Source organism: Nocardia mikamii NBRC 108933 (assembly GCF_001613505.1).
Taxonomy (GTDB): domain Bacteria; phylum Actinomycetota; class Actinomycetes; order Mycobacteriales; family Mycobacteriaceae; genus Nocardia; species Nocardia mikamii.
This window is the reverse complement of sequence record NZ_BDCM01000003.1, coordinates 644,746-659,742: the sequence shown is the minus strand read 5'-3', so window position 1 is coordinate 659,742 and position 14,997 is coordinate 644,746. Positions and strand designations below refer to the sequence as shown.

At 67.3% G+C, this 14,997-nt stretch carries 15 protein-coding genes, 1 tRNA gene and 1 other RNA gene; 10 read left to right on the top strand and 7 right to left on the bottom strand.

Going from position 1 to position 14,997, the window contains the following annotated elements; all coding sequences use genetic code 11:
- Positions 1–97: 97 nt before the first annotated feature.
- Positions 98–595: a nitroreductase family deazaflavin-dependent oxidoreductase gene (locus NMI01S_RS04600; RefSeq protein ID WP_062994666.1), complete on the top strand. Its 498-nt coding sequence runs from the start codon at positions 98–100 to the stop codon at positions 593–595.
- A 60-nt stretch (positions 596–655) separates the two neighbouring features.
- Here NMI01S_RS04600 and NMI01S_RS04595 read toward each other — a convergent pair.
- Positions 656–740: transfer RNA gene (locus NMI01S_RS04595), tRNA-Ser, on the bottom strand.
- A 44-nt stretch (positions 741–784) separates the two neighbouring features.
- Positions 785–1,753 (bottom strand): hypothetical protein, encoded by a 969-nt coding sequence (locus NMI01S_RS04590; RefSeq protein WP_157126027.1) that lies wholly within the window; start codon positions 1,751–1,753, stop codon positions 785–787.
- A 107-nt stretch (positions 1,754–1,860) separates the two neighbouring features.
- Between NMI01S_RS04590 and ffs the strand changes: the two genes are divergently transcribed.
- Both ffs and NMI01S_RS04580 read left to right on the top strand, forming a co-directional pair.
- Positions 1,861–1,955, top strand: an RNA gene (ffs, locus tag NMI01S_RS04585) — signal recognition particle sRNA small type.
- 125 nt (positions 1,956–2,080) lie between these two features.
- Positions 2,081–3,367: an aspartate aminotransferase type Ic gene (locus NMI01S_RS04580; protein ID WP_062994664.1), complete on the top strand. Its 1,287-nt coding sequence runs from the start codon at positions 2,081–2,083 to the stop codon at positions 3,365–3,367.
- A 51-nt stretch (positions 3,368–3,418) separates the two neighbouring features.
- Here NMI01S_RS04580 and NMI01S_RS04575 read toward each other — a convergent pair whose 3' ends face one another.
- Positions 3,419–4,258: a methyltransferase domain-containing protein gene (locus NMI01S_RS04575; protein ID WP_062994663.1), complete on the bottom strand. Its 840-nt coding sequence runs from the start codon at positions 4,256–4,258 to the stop codon at positions 3,419–3,421.
- A gap of 139 nt (positions 4,259–4,397) precedes the next feature.
- Between NMI01S_RS04575 and NMI01S_RS04570 the strand changes: the two genes are divergently transcribed.
- Positions 4,398–4,985, top strand: coding sequence for an HhH-GPD-type base excision DNA repair protein (locus tag NMI01S_RS04570; RefSeq protein WP_062994662.1), 588 nt, complete (start codon positions 4,398–4,400; stop codon positions 4,983–4,985).
- A gap of 15 nt (positions 4,986–5,000) precedes the next feature.
- Here NMI01S_RS04570 and NMI01S_RS04565 read toward each other — a convergent pair whose 3' ends face one another.
- The 3 genes from NMI01S_RS04565 to NMI01S_RS04555 form a co-directional block, all read right to left on the bottom strand.
- Positions 5,001–5,756 (bottom strand): SDR family NAD(P)-dependent oxidoreductase, encoded by a 756-nt coding sequence (locus NMI01S_RS04565; RefSeq protein ID WP_062994661.1) that lies wholly within the window; start codon positions 5,754–5,756, stop codon positions 5,001–5,003.
- Positions 5,757–5,825: 69 nt separating this feature from the next.
- Positions 5,826–6,101, bottom strand: a complete 276-nt coding sequence (locus NMI01S_RS04560) for a virulence activator alpha C-terminal domain-containing protein (RefSeq protein WP_062994660.1) — start codon at positions 6,099–6,101, stop codon at positions 5,826–5,828.
- A 74-nt stretch (positions 6,102–6,175) separates the two neighbouring features.
- A complete protein-coding gene (locus tag NMI01S_RS04555) occupies positions 6,176–7,327 on the bottom strand; it encodes an LLM class flavin-dependent oxidoreductase (protein WP_062994659.1) in 1,152 nt (383 codons plus the stop codon).
- A gap of 174 nt (positions 7,328–7,501) precedes the next feature.
- Here NMI01S_RS04555 and NMI01S_RS04550 point away from each other — a divergent pair, with 174 nt between their 5' ends.
- Together NMI01S_RS04550 and NMI01S_RS04545 are read left to right on the top strand one after the other, a co-directional pair.
- Entirely contained in the window at positions 7,502–8,197 is a 696-nt protein-coding gene (locus NMI01S_RS04550; RefSeq protein ID WP_062994658.1) for a DUF8020 domain-containing protein, read from the top strand.
- Between the two features lie 235 nt (positions 8,198–8,432).
- Positions 8,433–9,146 (top strand): DUF8020 domain-containing protein, encoded by a 714-nt coding sequence (locus tag NMI01S_RS04545; RefSeq protein WP_157126026.1) that lies wholly within the window; start codon positions 8,433–8,435, stop codon positions 9,144–9,146.
- A 97-nt stretch (positions 9,147–9,243) separates the two neighbouring features.
- Here the strand turns inward: NMI01S_RS04545 and bla are convergent, their stop codons facing one another.
- Positions 9,244–10,194 (bottom strand): class A beta-lactamase, encoded by a 951-nt coding sequence (gene bla, locus NMI01S_RS04540; protein WP_063920651.1) that lies wholly within the window; start codon positions 10,192–10,194, stop codon positions 9,244–9,246.
- Positions 10,195–10,322: 128 nt separating this feature from the next.
- Between bla and NMI01S_RS04535 the strand changes: the two genes are divergently transcribed.
- The 4 genes from NMI01S_RS04535 to NMI01S_RS04520 all read left to right on the top strand — a co-directional run bounded on the left by NMI01S_RS04535 (position 10,323) and on the right by NMI01S_RS04520 (position 14,949).
- Positions 10,323–11,306 carry a LysR family transcriptional regulator gene (locus NMI01S_RS04535; RefSeq protein ID WP_245716707.1) on the top strand — a complete coding sequence of 328 codons (984 nt, stop codon included), beginning with the start codon at positions 10,323–10,325 and terminating at the stop codon, positions 11,304–11,306.
- A 2-nt stretch (positions 11,307–11,308) separates the two neighbouring features.
- On the top strand, positions 11,309–12,217 hold the full coding sequence (locus NMI01S_RS04530; RefSeq protein ID WP_062994655.1) for a serine hydrolase: 909 nt from the start codon (positions 11,309–11,311) through the stop codon (positions 12,215–12,217).
- An 84-nt stretch (positions 12,218–12,301) separates the two neighbouring features.
- Positions 12,302–13,522 (top strand): acyl-CoA dehydrogenase family protein, encoded by a 1,221-nt coding sequence (locus tag NMI01S_RS04525; RefSeq protein WP_062994654.1) that lies wholly within the window; start codon positions 12,302–12,304, stop codon positions 13,520–13,522.
- Positions 13,519–14,949: an LLM class flavin-dependent oxidoreductase gene (locus NMI01S_RS04520; protein ID WP_062994817.1), complete on the top strand. Its 1,431-nt coding sequence runs from the start codon at positions 13,519–13,521 to the stop codon at positions 14,947–14,949. Before NMI01S_RS04525 ends, NMI01S_RS04520 begins: the two co-directional genes overlap by 4 nt.
- The last annotated feature ends 48 nt before the right edge of the window (positions 14,950–14,997 follow it).

Here is a 14,997-nt window from a genome sequence, read left to right as displayed (position 1 = left end):
CCGTACCGATTCTGCCGGGTGACAGCCCTCGCCTCTTGACCATACATACGAACTCAACTGTATGGTCGAGCGGAAGTCCCCGGACAGGAGGAAGACCATGCCGACGACGACGCCACCCCGGCCGAAACAACTCGATTCGCCGCTGCTGCCCAAGATCTTCAAGATCGTGGGCCGTGCGCAGGTGTGGACCTACCGGCGCACCGGCGGCCGCATCGGCGGCAAGTGGCGTATCGGGGCAGGCTTCCGTAAGCCGGTGCCGACTCTGCTGCTCGAACATCGCGGCCGAAAGTCGGGCGTGGTCTACACGACGCCGCTGCTCTACATCGCCGACGGTGCGAACACCGTCATCGTCGCCTCGCAGGGCGGGCTACCGAAGCATCCGCAGTGGTATCTCAATCTGCGCGCCGAGCCCGATACGCACATCCAGATCGGCCGGGACCGCCGGCCCGTCCACGCCGTCACCGCCGACCCGCGGGAACGGGCCCGCCTGTGGCCGCTGCTCGTCGACGCCTATGCCGACTTCGACACCTACCAGGCGTGGACCGAACGCGAAATCCCCGTGGTCGTCCTGCATCCCCGCCCGGCCGGCCGCTGACGTGCCGGACCTCCGACAACAGAAACGCCCGCTACCACTCGGGTAGCGGGCGTTTCGCGGCGGAGGATAGGGGATTTGAACCCCTGAGGGCGTTAACCCAACCCGCGTTCCAGGCGAGCGCCATAGGCCACTAGGCGAATCCTCCGCAGAGCAATATACCGGGTGGACCCCCCGGAACAGCAAACCGGGCTATTTGTGCAGGCCGGCGAGGGCCTTCTTCAGTTGGTCCTTGCAGGTGGTGCCGACGTCGTCGCTGTTGATGCTGCCCTCGGCCTGAATCCGCAGCTCCACCTTGACCGAGACGTTGGAGTCCAGGGCCGCGCAGGTGTAGTCGAGGGTGACGAAGCTCGAGTAGTTCTGCTGGTAGGCCGCGTAATAGGCCTGGCTGCCGATGCCCGCGATATCGCCGGAGGTGCGGCCGCTGCCGGTGGTCTTGGTGTCGTAGTTCTTCCAGCTGTTGAACTGCGGATCGCTGTATTTGCTCTGGAAGTCGGCTTCGAGGTCGATATCGGAGCCGTCGGTACCGTACTTGCCGGCGCCGTCGTAGCGGGCGCGGCAGGTCAGGTTGCCGCCGCCGAAGCTGGCGTCCGGTGCGCGTTCGGTGTGCTCCGGGGCGTCCTTGGGCGTCGGCGCCCACTTGCGCAGGACCGTCGGATCGATGAGTGAGCAGGCGTCGGTGACGTTGGCCATCGAGTAGTTGCCGTCGACACCCTTCTTGTCGCCGAGCGGACCCTTGCCCCCGCTCCCGCTACCGCCGGTGAGCGCGATCACGCCGATCACGATGCCGATCACCACGACCAGGCCGACCACGCCGCCGACGATCCACGGCGCGTTGTTCTTCTTGGGCGGCTGTGGATAGCCCGGCTGTTGTGCATAGGGGGGCGGGAACTGCTGCTGTGGAAAATTCGGCACGGACGGCGGCTGCTGCCCGTAGGGCTGCTGCGGAGGCCCACCGTGATAGGCGTCGAAACCCGCCCCCAGAACCGTCGGATCCGTACCGGTCACGGGTCCGGGCCGCCCGCCCATCACGGTCGGATCGGTACCGGTGAGCGGCTGCTCCGGAGCCGCCGGCGTCGACCACCAGTGCACGGTTTCGTTGGGCGGATGTCCCTGCCCCTGATACTCGGGCCCACCGTGCGGTGGATTGCTGCCTGTCACGTCTTTCCTCCGGTCCTGGCGCGGAAGCCCCCTCGAGAAATGTCGCAGGTGATCGTATCGACTCCGCCCGGATTCCACTCGAGTGGACAGTTGTGACTACACTGGCCGACGGATCCCGCGCGGCGCGCATCCTGTGAACTCCCCCAGGGCCGGAAGGCAGCAAGGGTCAACGGGCTCTGCCGGGTGCGCGGGGTCCCCTTACTTTCTCGGGGGAAATCTTCTTCACTGCCGCGGGGCGCATCCGGCGGGTAACGTGGTCGGCTGGGTCCGCGCCAGAAGCGCACGATCCGTCAACCTGTTACCTCGCTGCTTGAAAGGCTGCTCAGGATGCCCCGGCAAACGCAGATCGGTTTGATGAGCCATGCGGAACTCGTATCGGAACACGAGACGCAGACCGCGAACTACGCGAAGCTCCAGACCGAGAAGCTCACGCTGGATCTGACGAGGGGTAAGCCCTCGCCGGAACAACTCGATCTCTCCACCGGCCTGCTCGCCCTGCCGGGCGCCGACGACTACCGCGACGGCACCGGCACCGACTGCCGCAACTACGGCGGCCTGCACGGACTGCCGGAGTTGCGCGCGATCTTCGGTGAACTGCTGGGCATTCCGGTCGAGAATCTGCTCGCCGGCAACAACGCCAGCCTGGAACTGATGCACGACGTGATCGTGTTCGCGATGCTGCACGGCACGGCCGATTCACCGAGCCGCTGGGCCGACGAACCGATCAAGTTCCTGTGCCCGAGCCCGGGTTACGACCGCCACTTCGCGATCACCGAATCGCTGGGCGTGCAGATGATTCCGATCGCCGTCAACCATGACGGCCCGGATGTGCACGCCATCGCGGAACTGGTCGCGTCCGACCCGCAGATCAAGGGTCTGTGGGCGGTTCCCAACTATTCCAACCCGACCGGCGTGAACTTCTCCGAAGAGGTTGTGCGCGAACTGGTTTCGATGCCCGCCGCGGCGCCGGACTTCCGCCTGTTCTGGGACAACGCGTACGCGGTGCACCCGCTGACCGATACCGCCGCCCCGGTGTTCGACGTTCTCGGACTGGCGGCCGCGGCCGGAAACCCCAACCGGCCCTTCGTCTTCGCCTCCACCTCGAAGATCACCTTCGCCGGCTCCGGCGTCAGCTTCTTCGGCGCGTCCACCGAGAACCTGACCTGGTACCTGAAGTACGCCGCGAAGAAGAGCATCGGCCCGGACAAGGTGAACCAGCTGCGTCACCTGCGTTTCTTCGGTGATGCCGAGGGTGTGCGCCGGCATATGCAGGCCCACCGTGCGCTGCTCGAGCCGAAATTCAAGCTGGTGCTGCGGATCCTGGAGGATCGTCTGGGCGCCTCGAAGATCGCCTCCTGGACCGAGCCCAAGGGCGGCTACTTCATCAGCCTGGATGTGGTCGAGGGCACGGCCGGACGAGTGGTGGCGCTGGCCAAGGAGGCCGGAATCGCCCTGACACCCGCCGGTTCGGCGTTCCCCTACGGAAAAGATCCGGAAGACAAGAACATTCGCATCGCCCCCAGTTTCCCGTCGCTCGCCGATCTGGAGAAGGCGATGCACGGTCTGGCGACCTGCGTCCTGCTCGCCGCGACCGAGAAGCTGCTGGAGAAGTAGAGGCGACGCGGACCGGACAGCCGTGATGTGCGGCTGTCCGGAGGGAATCGACTACTGCGGCTTGTGCGCCAGCACCGCGAACATCGTCACCGAGAGGTGAATGTCACCGGTGCGCGCACCGGCTTCCAACTCCGCCAGCAATTCCCGCCGCTGCGCCTCGGTGATCGCCCCGCGCGCCTCCGCCATCCCGGCGATGCGGGCCACCAGCGCACCGGCGCCGGCGCTCGCGTCCTGCACCAGCGCATGCGAGCCGATATCGTCGACGACCAGTCCGGCTCGGGTGAGCAGGCCGGGCAGCCGCCGTCCCGAGAACGGATTGGTGGTGTTGGTGATCAGGGTTTCGATCACCTCGTGCACGACCCGCCGGTCACCGGGGTGCACGATGGCGGTGCCCCAGTCGCTGTCCATGACGACGACGCGTCCGCCCGGTTTCAGCACCCGGGCGATCTCCCGGGCGGCGCGCTCCGGGGAGGTCAGATGCTGGAAGACCCGCTCACACAGGGCGACGTCGAAGGTGTCACCGCCGAACGGCAGCCCGTAGGCATCGCCGGGGACGAACCGGGCCGGCGAATCGTGCTGGGCGGCACGGTGTTCCGCCCCGGCCAGCAGATTCGGATCGGGTTCGACGCCGACCGCGTTACCGGTCGGGCCGACGGCATCGGCGAAGACCAGCACCTCCGAGCCGGTGCCGGAGCCGATGTCGACCGCGCTTTCGCCCGGAGCGACGGCCAGGGCGTCGTGCGCCCAGCGGCGTAGTCCGCGAATTCCGGGAAGTGCGGCCTGCAGATCGTGCACATCGATGAGTTGGTCGCGGCCCGCGCGGTCGAAGCGGTCCGGCCTCAGTCCCGAGGATGAGGAGTTGTCTGCCGAGGAGCTGTGTGTAGGCGCCATATCTTCCACCGTGGGTGTTGCCAAAGTGTCGGGCATGAAGATTCACCCTACGCGCGCAGAAAATCTACGGGTGGGTAGACATGTGAGTCCGGTCACGCCGGTCGGTGGCGGATATTCGCTCGTCTGCCATGATCGATACATGGTGAGCCGCAAAGTGTGCCTCGCGCAGGAACCGGAGTCGGACAAGCTGTTGTCGGAGGACGACTTCGCCCTCTTGACCGGGATGCTGCTGGATCAGCAGTTTCCCCTCGAACATGCTTTCCGCGGTCCGAAGAAGATCGCCGACCGCATGAACGGTTTCGATATCCACCGGATCGCGGAGGCCGATCCGGAGGAATTCGAGGAATTGGGCGCGACCCCGCCCGCCATTCACCGCTACGGCCGGTCGATGGCCCGGCGCACTCAGGAACTGGCCCGATACGTCGTCGAACACTACGACGGCACCACCTCCGAGATCTGGACTCGCGACGATCCCGACGGCAAGGAGGTGCTGCGCCGGCTGAAGGAGTTGCCCGGCTACGGCGATCAGAAGGCACGCATCTTCCTGGCACTGCTGGGCAAACAACTCGGTGTGCGCCCGGCGGGCTGGGAGAAGGCCGCAGGTGCCTATTCGGAGCCGAATTCCCGCCGCTCGGCCGCAGATATCGTCGACAACGAGTCGCTGCTCGAGGTGCGAGCCTTCAAGAAGCAGATGAAGGCCGCCGCGAAGGAAGCCAAGGCGAAATAGCTTCCGGCGATCCGGCTACTGCGCGGTGTATCCGCCGTCGACCAGGTGATAACTGCCGGTGATGAACGTGGCCGCATCGCTGGCCAGGAATGCGACCAGCCCTGCGACCTCCTCGGGGGTGCCCAGCCTGCCCAGGGCGTGTTTCTGAGCGAGGAAAGCCTGGGTTTCGTCGTCGAGGTTCGCCCCGAGCAGCGGCGTGTGGATGAATCCGGGCCCGACCGCGGTGACACGGACGCCCTGGGCGGCGTATTCGAGGGCCGCGTTCTGGGTCAGGCCGAGCAGGCCGTGTTTGGCCGTGACGTACGCCGACGAATTCGCGAAGCCGACGCTGCCGAGAATCGACGCCATATTGACGATGGCCCCACCGCCGGCGGCCGCGACGGCCGGAAGTTGTTCGCGCAGTGCGTAGAACACGCCGTCGAGGTTCACCGACAAGACCTTGCGCCAGCCGTCCAGCGAATAGTCACCGATCAGCGCGCTCTCGCCGCTGATGCCGGCATTGTTGACCGCGATCCGCAGCGGTCCCAGTTCGCCGGCCGCCGCGACGCTGCGCCGGACGGTATCCGGATCGGAGGCGTCGCCGGCGAAGCCGGCCGCCTGCCCGCCCGCACCGCGAATCTCCTCGACCACGGTGTTCGCATTGTCCTCGTCGAGATCGAACACCAGGACCGCGGCACCGCTGCGCGCGAGTTCGTGCGCGACCGCACGTCCGATCCCGGAGCCGCCGCCGCTGACTATTGCCGCCCGGTTGCTTACGTCGTATACGGCCATGATCGACACCCTCTCCGAGACATCGGGAAGCTCATGTACAGGGTCATGATCGTTCAACGACGAGTGTAGCTATGAGTTAGCGACCACGTCCTCTGTGGAGCGGATTCGGATCTCGATCCGAATTTCTCCGCAGCCGTTTCGAACCAGGCGGCCGTAGTGGGACAGATCGTCGTCGTCCCACTCGATACTCTTTTCGAGCTCCCGGAGTTCGGCGAGTCGATGTTCCAGTTTTGCCGCGGATTTGGTCAGGTTGGCCCGGCGCTCTTCGGGTTCGACGGTGCCGAGCAGGAAGACGCGCAACATTGCCTCGTCGCGGCGGACCGGTTGCGGATCGACGTCGATCATCCAGTGGCGCAGTGCCTTTCGGCCCGCTTCGGTGATCTCGTACTGTTTGCGGTGCGGGCGCCGGATTTCCCGGACTAACTGCTGCTCGCGGTCGCGGTGGCGAACGGTGTTGTGGTGACGCGGTTTTCGCGATGCGCGGGCGGCTGCCACAGTCCGCGGCGCTGCAGGATCGGCAGGACACCTTCGCCGAACCAGTACGCCTCCTCCACATGCGGGTAACCGGAGAGGATGAACTGCGTGATGCCGAGGCGGGAGTATTCGATCAACCGCTCGGCCACCTCTTCGTGCGAGCCGACCAGCGCCGTTCCGGCCCCGCCGCGCACCAGTCCGACACCGGCCCACAGGTTGGGCGCGATCTCGAGCCGATCGGTGTTGCCACCGTGCAGTTCCAGCATCCGCCGCTGGCCCTCGGATTCACTCTGGGCCAGATTCGCCTGCACCCGTTCGATATCCGCGGGGTTCACCGCTTCCAGCAGACGATCGGCCTCGGCCCAGGCCTGCTCCGACGTGTCGCGGGAGATGACGTGGATGCGCAGGCCGTAATCGAGAATTCGGCCCTCGTCCACCGCGAGCCGGCGGATCCACTCCAGTTTCTTGCTCACCGCGAACAGTGGCTCACCCCAGGTGAGGTAGGTATCGGTGTAACGGGCGGCGACCGGTCCGGCGGCGGCCGACGAACCGCCGAAGAACACCGGCGGAATCGGATCCGGCCGGTTGTTCAATTGCGCGTCGCGCACCCGAAGGTGCTTGCCTTCGAACGTCACCGGAGCGTCGGACTCCCACAGCTCGCGCACGATGTGCAGGAATTCACCGGTGCGCTCGTACCGCTGTTCCTTGTCCAGGAAGTCGCCGTAGGCCTGCTGTTCGTGCGGTTCGCCACCGGTCACCACGTTCAGCAACAGCCGTCCGCGCGAATGCCGCTGGAAGGTTCCCGCCATCTGCGCGGCGAGGGTGGGACTCACCACACCGGGCCGGAAGGCGACCAGGAATTTCAGGGTTTCGGTGGTCTCCACCAGCATGGCCGTCGTCAGCCAGGCGTCCTCACACCATGCGCCCGTCGGTGTCAGCACCGCCTCGAAGCCGTTCTCCTCCGCCGCACCCGCGATCTGGTTCAGATAGCGCAGCGAGGCCGGACGGTCGCCCGACATCGAGGTGCCGTGACCGCCCGCGACCAGATTGCGGGAATCGCCATACGTGGGAAGAAACCAGTGGAACGAAAGGCTCATTTCGGACATGATGGCCGATGGCCGGAAGTGTGTCACCGGTTGTAATCGGGCTGGTTCTTAATCTGGCCCATCCGCATCGAACGCCCGCAAACTCCACCGATGCCGTGTGTCTGTGCCGGACACGGCAACCTGTGCTGCCGCGTGCCGGCAGTCGGAAAGTCGAGGAATCAAGCAGTGAAGATGAGGAAATTCGCCGTGCTGACGGCGCTGGTCGCGACGACGTTGGGTGCGCTGGCGGGGACGGTTCAGGCCGCTCCGGCCGCCGACGACGGCGTGGTGAACTATCAGGCGAGGTCCACCGAGAACGCGGCGATCATTTCGACCGACGCCGGGTCGATGGATGTCCAGGACGGCGTCTTCAAGATCAAGGCCGCCAACGGAACCACCGTGGCCGGAACCGAATTGAAGTTCCGGGTCGACGATTTCGAGTTCCCGATCGCGGCCGACATCTCCGGTCGCACGGCGACGCTGACCCCACAGTTCGATCTGCAGCACGCGGTCTACAAGCCGGTCGCGCTCCCCTTCGAGGACAGCGCCCCGTGGAAGACCCCTTACGAGCGTGAGGTCGCCGCCTTCACCCGCCTCAAGGACACCATCGCCACCGGCGCTGCCATCGGCACCGCGGCCGGTGGTATCGGTGGCGCGGTCATCGGCTGCATCGCGGGCGCTGCCCTCGGTGTCGTGGCCACCGGTGCGCTGGCCACCCTGTTCGGCCTCGGCCCGCTCGGCGGCTGTGTCGCCGGTGCCGCCGCTGTCGGCTTCCTGGGTGTGCTCGCCGGCCAGATCTTCGTGACCGCTCCGGTCGCGATCGGCGCCGCGATCCAGTACTTCTCCACCATCAACGAGCCGTTCAAGGCCCCGGCCAAGTGAAGCGGTTGCCGGCCCCACCCCTGAGCCGGTAATTATTTCAGTGGTCGAATTAAAAGGACCCCCGCACTTTCGAGTGCGGGGGTTCTTTTTTAATTTGTGAGATTCGATTTATTTTTCCTCGTCGGGGAATTCGAATCCATCTGGTTATTAACCTCGTCGCTTTTTCGCATTCACCACAAACTGGATAAAGCCGCTCCGGCGGAATGCAATGAGTGATGAGGAAAAAGCAGTGAAGATGAGGAACTTTGCCGCGGTCGCGGCCACGGTGGCCGCCGCCGTCGGCGTGACGGCCGGCACCGTGAATGCCGCACCCGCCGCACCCGACGAGGGTGTCGTCAATTACCAGGCATCGACGAACGAGAAGTCGACGATCATATCCACCGACGCCGGTTCGCTGGACGTGGACAATGGTGTCTTCAAGATCAAGGCAGCCAATGGGACCACGCTCGCCGGAACCGAATTGAAGTTCCGGGTCGACGATTTCGAATTCCCGATCGCGGCCGATATCGCAGGTCGCACCGCCACCCTGACCCCGCAGTTCGATCTGCAGCACGCGGTCTACAAGCCGGTCGCGCTCCCGTTCGAGGACCAGGCGCCGTGGAAGACGCCCTATGACCGGGAAGTGGCGGCCTGGACCCGCCTGACCAGCACCATTACCGCGGGCGCCACGATCGGCACGCTGGTCGGTGGTATCACCGGCGGAGCGGTGGGCTGCTTGCTCGGCGGCATCGCGGGGGCGACCGTCGCCGCGGCCGCGATCGTCGGCCTGTTCGGTGCCTTTCTGCCCGCGGCCGTGATCGGCTGCTTCGGCGGCATCATCGCCGTCGGTGCGCTGGGCACGCTGGCGGGCCAGTTGCTGGTCACCGCGCCGGTGGCGATCGCGGCGGTCACCCAGTACTTCACGACCATCAATGCGCCGTTCACCCCTGCTCCGGCTCCGGCCAAGTAGGGGGAGCGGTATCCCGCCGGGTACCCGGGTCGATCGGCACCGACCTGGGTACCCGGCCTTTGCGGAAAACCTGGTGCCACAGGGTGATTCGGCACATTCAGCGCGGAATCGGGGTGCCGTCCAGCGTGGCGATCGCGATCGTGGCGGCACGGGCGATCGCCGCGTTGTCGTATTCGGCGTCCGGCCGATCGCGGGTGGACAGGATCGTCAGCACGATCGGCGCGCGACCCGGCGGCCACGCCACGGCGATATCGTTGCGCGTTCCGTAGGCGCCGGCGCCGGTCTTGTCGCCGACCTGCCAGCCCGCCGGCGCCCCGGCCCGGATCAGCGCAGCACCGGTGGTGTTGGCACGCAGCAGACCGGTGAGCACGTCGCGATCGTCGGCGGCGACCGACGGGTCGAGCACGTAGTGCCGCAGATCGGCGGCCAGCGCGCGCGGCGTACTGGTGTCGCGCTCATCGCCGGGCAGGGCCTCGTTCAGCGTGGTCTCGGTGCGGTCCATCCGCGTGCTCGTATCGCCGACGGCGCGCAGCCGCTGCTGCAACCCCTGCGGCCCGCCGAGTTCGGCGAACATCAGATTGCCGGCGGTGTTGTCGCTGAACCGCACCGCGGCGTCCATGATCTCCCGCAGGGTCATGCCCTGATCGACGTGCTGTTCGGTGACCGGCGAATTCGGCACCAGATCGGCCCGGGTGTAGGTGACGCGGCGGTCGAGCTCGGCGGGCGGGAGGGAGCTCAGCAGCGCGCCCGCGGCCAGTGCCTTGAACGTCGAACAGTACGGAAACCGCTCGTCCGGACGGTATTCGACGGTCCGTCCGGTTCCGGTGTCGAGCGCGTAGACGCCCAGCCGGCCGTGCAGGCGAGCCTCCAAATCGCGGAATTCGGCCAGCGACTCGGCGGCGAGTGGAACCGTCGAGGTGGGCGCGGTGGCCGATACGGGTGCGGTCGATTCGGGCGCGGCGCTTCGATCGGCACCGCAGGCGCTCAGCGGTACGAGGGTGGCAGCGGCCGCGACCAGCACGGCCGAGCGGGTGAGGCGAGGGGGCATCATAGGCGTTCCTTGTCGGATCGATGGCGGTGAGCGCTCGCAGCAAGGGTGGCAGCCCTCGCGCATGCTGTCCAAGACACCTGTGGCGGTATCCATGCCGATTCGGCATAGACTGCGCGATCGTGGATATGGTCGCCGCCTGTAAGGCCTTCGTCGCGGTGAGCGGTCTCGGGAGTTTCACCGCGGGGGCCGCCGCCGCGCAGATCCCGCAGTCGGTGGCCAGTCGCCGGATCGCGGCGCTGGAACGGCACTTCGGCGCGCGACTGCTCGAACGGACCTCGCGCACCGCCACATTGACCTCGTTCGGCCGCGATATGTTGCCGTCGGCGCGACGGCTGGTCGAGGCGGCCGAGGCTCTGGAGGAGCATGCCGAGCGGGCCCGGCAGCGCCCGTTCCGATTGGCGCTGCCCGCCATCTGCGGACCGGTGCCGCTGGCCGGGCTGGTCGCCGAATGCCGCCGCGCGCGGCTTCGGCTCGAACCGGAGCCCGCCGACCCCGGCCGGCGCGCGGAACTCACCCGCACCCACGAGGTGCGTGCCGCGATTCTGGCCGTGCCCGCCGACCGCGGCATCTGGCGCGTGCCGCTGGGCCTGGCCGGCGCCACGGGCCCGCACAGCACGCCGCTCTACCTGGAAACCCTTCGGGTACTGCGTCTTTCGGAACAGCAACGTCGGCGCAGCGTGTGGATACAGCCCGAGGACGATGTGCCGCACATCCGCGATCGGATCATCCGGCTGCGCGATTCGCTCGGCCTGCGCCCGGCCCAGGTGGTGGTCGCGCGGTCGCTGGTCACCGCGGTCGCCGAGGTACTCGACGGCACCGATCTGCTGCTGTGCTCGCCCGCCCAGGCCGGCGAACTGGGCCTGCACTGGCGGCCGATCGGGGAGTTGGAGCTTGCCCGGGGTTACGACATCGCGGCCGGATCACGCGAGGACGCGGAACGGGTTCGCGCACTGGGCGCCGGACCGATCGGTCGCTGTCTCGGTGTGCCGGACGACAACCGCCGCCACGACGACGTCTCCCACCACGATCTCCCTCACAACGATCTCCCTCACAACGATCTGTGCCGCAACGACTTTCGACACGTCGACGCGCACAACGAGGGGAGCTGACCATGGGCGTCTCGACCGCACTGCGACGCGCGCGCACGGAACTGCGCGACGCCGGACTCGACGGCTCCATCCTGGTGCGCGATCTCGACACCGGTGACGAGCTGGGCCTCGACGCCGAAGTCGAATTGCCGATCGCCTCGCTGGTGAAGGTGCCGCTCGCGCTGGCGACGATGGAACGGGTGATGCGCGGCGAGATCGACCCGGCGACCCCGATCCGGGTACTGCCCGGCCGCAGTACGGTGGCGGGCCCGACCGGGTTGAGCAGATTTCGCCATCCGGCGACGGTCGCGGTCGAGGATCTGATGTATCTGAGCATCGCGATCAGCGACGGCGGCGCGACCGACGCCCTGTTCGAGCTGACTCCGCCCGACGCGGTGACCGCCGAATTGCGCCGCCTGGGCCATGAGGGCATCGCGGTCCGGCATCTGGCCGACGATCTGGTGCGGACCCCGGCCGAGCAGTTCGCCCCGGCGGACGGTCACCTCGCCCACGCCCTGGCCATCGAGGCCGCGACGGCCGGGCGCGGGCATCCGGTCACGCAACTCGACATCAGCCACGCCAACACCGGCACCGCGCGGGCGTTCGTCGATCTGCTCGCCGAACTGTGGCGGCCGGTGCGAGCCCACCACGACGCCGCCGCGCGAGTGCGAGAATTCCTGTCGGGCAACCTGTTACGTCAACGACTCGCCCCCGACTTCAGCTCCGACGCCACCCGGTGGTCGTCGAAGACGGGCACGCTGCTGAATCTGCGCCACGAGGCGGGCGTGGCCGAACACGCCGACGGGCAGACCCTGGCCGTGGCCGTGCTGACCCGATCGCGGGTGCCCGCCGTGGTGCAACCCGGCGCGGAGGCCGCGATGGCGACCGCGGCGCGGATCCTGCACGACGAACTGCGGATGCGGCCGTCCTGAAGGTGACCGCCGCGTGTGACGGATAGTTATGTTCCCGCTGCGTGTAACGGGTGAGCGAATCGCGTTGCCGGGTCATCGTCGGGTATGGCCTCCACAGCACCGCAGCAGATCTCCGATCGCGACCTCGACGACATCTTCGCCCCCGTTTTCGACCGCATCGCCGCCGGGGCGGTGGCGCGTGAAATCGATCGTCGCCTGGCCTACGAGGAGGTCGACTGGCTGCGCCAGGCCGGATTCGGCGCGCTGCGGGTGCCGGCCGAATACGGTGGCTTCGGCGTCAGCGTGCGCCAGCTGTTCCGGCTGCTGATCGACCTCGCGGCCGCGGAATCCAATCTGCCGCAGGCACTTCGGGTGCATTTCTCCTTCGTCGAGGATCAGCTGCTGGCCGAGCCCGGTCCCGCGCGTGAGCACTGGCTGCGCGCGGCCGGATCCGGTGCCCTGGTGGGCAATGCCATCACCGAACCGGGCATCGGCGCGGTCGACCGCTACCGCACCCGGCTGACCCGCGGCTCCGGCGATGACTGGCTGCTCAACGGCACCAAGTACTACAGCACCGGCTCGCTGTACGCGGACTACATCCTCGCCGCGGCCGATCGTGACGGGGAGCGGGTATCGGTGCTGGTGGACGCGAACGCCGACGGCGTACGGCAGAGCGACGACTGGGACGGTTTCGGGCAGCGGCTGACCGCGAGCGGCACAACGGAATTCAATGATGTGCGGATCCCCGGCGAGCGGGTGCTCGGCCCGGGGTACGGCGCGCCCGGTCGCACCTACGCCACCTCGTACCTGCAGCTGGTGCAGTTGGCGGTGCTGGCCGGTATCGCGCAGCGGGCCGAATCCGATGTGCGGGCGTGGGTCGCCGACCGCACGCGCAGCTACACCCATTCGGCGGCCGACCTGCCGCGCCACGATCCGCTGGTCCAGCAGGTGATCGGGAAATTGTCGGCGGCCGCCTTCGGAGCGCGGGCGAGCGTGCTGGCCGTCGCCGACCTGCTGGACGAGGTGCTGGCGGCCGGCGCCCAGGACGACGCGGCGCTGGATGCGGTCGAATTGGCCTCGGCCCAGGCACAACTCGGTGTGATCGACACCGTGCTGACCGCGACCACCCAGCTGTTCGAGGTCGGCGGTGCCTCGATCACCTCCGAAGATCTGCGACTGGACCGGCATTGGCGCAATGCGCGCACCATCTCGGTGCACAATCCCGCCGTGCAGAAGGCGCGGGCGATCGGCGATCATCTGCTCAACGGAACCGAACTCCCGTACGCGTGGAGCGCGGGCAGCCGCGAGAGCCAGGTGCGGTCATGACCCGGCGGATCCGTTTCAACGCCTTCGATATGAACTGTGTGGCGCACCAGTCCCCGGGACTGTGGCGACACCCCGAGGACCAGTCGCATCGCTACAAGGAGCTGAGCTACTGGACCGAATTGGCGAAACTGCTGGAACGCGGCCGTTTCGACGGGATCTTCATCGCCGATGTGCTGGGCATCTACGACGTGTACGGCGGCAACGACATCGCCGCGCTGCGTCAGGGCGCGCAGGTGCCGGTCGCCGATCCGCTGCTGCTGGTCTCGGCGATGGCGGCGGTGACCGACCATCTGGGCTTCGGCATCACCACCGGCACCGGGTTCGAGCATCCCTTCCCGTTCGCCCGGCGGCTGTCGACGCTGGACCATCTGACCAACGGCCGCTTGGGCTGGAATGTGGTGACCGGATATCTGCCCTCGGCCGCCGCCAATATGGGTGAGTCCGAACATCTCGACCACGACGAGCGCTACAACCACGCCGACGAATATCTCGAGGTGTTGTACAAGCTCTGGGAAGGTTCCTGGGAGGACGACGCGGTCGTGCGCGACCGGGCGCAGGGCATCTACGTCGATCCGGCGAAGGTGCATCACATCGGCCACGCCGGAAAGCACTTCACGGTGCCGGGCATTCACCTGTCCGAGCCCTCGCCGCAGCGCACGCCGGTGATCTACCAGGCCGGCGCCTCACCGCGCGGCGTGGCCTTCGCCGCCGAGAACGCCGAGGCGATCTTCGTCGCCGCACCCTCGAAACGGGTTCTGGGACAGACGGTCACCCGCATCCGCGACGCACTGGAGGCGGCGGGCCGTGACCGCTACGCGGCCCGGATCTACGCGCTCGCCACCATCATCACCGACGCCACCGATGAAGCGGCACAACGCAAATACGACGAATACCGCTCGTACGCCAGCGTCGAGGGCGGTCTGGTGTTCATGTCCGGCTGGATGGGCATCGACCTGTCGCGCTACGACCTCGACGACCCGATCGGCGAGGTGAAAAGCAACGCGATCCTGTCCGCCGTCGCCGCGTTCCAGGAATTCGACGACGACGGCCGGGAATGGACCGTGCGGGATATCGCGGCCTGGGCCGGCATCGGCGGGATGGGACCCGTATTCGTCGGCTCGGGGACGACGGTGGCGGATCGGCTCCAGGAATGGGTCGACGAGACCGATATCGACGGCTACAACCTGGCCTACGCGATCACTCCCGGAACATTCGAAGATATTGTGCAGTACGTGATTCCGGTGCTTACCGAGCGTGGCGCCTATCCGAGTGAGTACGTTCCGGGCACCCTGCGCAACGCGCTGTTCGGCGCGGGCGACCGGCTGCCGGACGACCATCGCGGCGCGCGCTACCGGCTCGGCGGACCGGGTTCGACGGCGCTGCCGGACGAGCGGGCGCGACCGCAGGCGGGCGTCACCGCGACCTGACCGATCGGCGGTGCGCGACATCGATTCCCGGTGATCGCAACTGTCAAC